This window comes from Vibrio sp. YT-17, assembly GCF_033337375.1.
GTDB classification, from domain to species: domain Bacteria; phylum Pseudomonadota; class Gammaproteobacteria; order Enterobacterales; family Vibrionaceae; genus Vibrio; species Vibrio alginolyticus.
In genome coordinates this window covers 1-1063 of the sequence record NZ_JAWOQP010000190.1, presented here as the reverse complement: position 1 = coordinate 1063, position 1063 = coordinate 1, and the positions used below count along the sequence as shown (strand labels likewise).

Genomic DNA, 1063 nt, shown 5'->3' with positions numbered 1-1063 from the left:
CACAGATGGCCTGCGTCAAATCACTTTACGTAACCTTACTGAGCAAGCATTGGGGCTACTCGATAAAGCGGCAGTGCAAGAATTGCTACCTTCGGGCTTGTATAACCATCAGATTACTATGTCGCAGGCGTTGCACACCATTCATCGCCCGCCGCCAACCATTAATTTAGATGAATTTGATGAAGGTAAGCACCCCGCTCAAATCCGTTTGATCATGGAAGAGTTGCTCGCTCAGAACTTGTCGATGTTGGCGGTTCGCAGCAAAGGCCAGCAAGATATCGCCTTACCGCTCGCACCATGTGACAAACTGAAAAAACAGCTGTTGGCGCAACTGCCGTTTTCTCCGACCAATGCTCAAGCACGCGTGGTGAAAGAGATTGAAGCCGACCTCGCAAAACCGCATCCAATGATGCGTCTTGTCCAAGGTGACGTAGGCTCAGGAAAAACCCTCGTCGCGGCACTGGCTGCGGTTCGAGCTATCGAGCACGGTTATCAGGTCGCACTAATGGCACCAACTGAGCTGCTCGCCGAACAACACGCCATCAATTTCGCCAACTGGTTTGAAGCCATGGACATTCAAGTGGGCTGGCTTGCTGGTAAACTCAAGGGCAAAGCCAAAGAGACGGAACTGGCTCGCATTGCCAGCGGTGAAGCGCAAATGATAGTGGACACTCACGCCCTCTTCCAAGAACATGTGGAATTTCATCACCTAGCTTTAGTCATCATTGATGAGCAGCACCGCTTTGGCGTCCATCAGCGATTAGAGTTACGTGAGAAAGGGGCAAAACAAGGCGCGTATCCGCATCAGCTCATCATGACGGCAACTCCGATTCCTCGCACACTAGCAATGACAGCGTATGCTGATTTGGAAACGTCGGTGATAGACGAATTACCACCAGGCCGAACGCCGATTCAAACCGTCGCCATTCCAGATACCAAACGTGACGACATTGTCGAGCGGGTACGAAACGCTTGTCTTAACGAAGGCAAGCAAGCGTATTGGGTGTGTACGCTGATCGATGAATCAGAAGTGTTAGAAGCGCAAGCCGCAGCAGACACCGCC

Annotated in this window: 1 protein-coding gene; it reads left to right on the top strand. The window is 51.6% G+C overall.

The window, feature by feature from the left end; translation table 11 throughout:
• Positions 1-1063, top strand: a 1063-nt coding sequence (locus R7F67_RS24865; RefSeq protein ID WP_318057536.1) for a DEAD/DEAH box helicase, incomplete at both ends; no start/stop codon positions are given.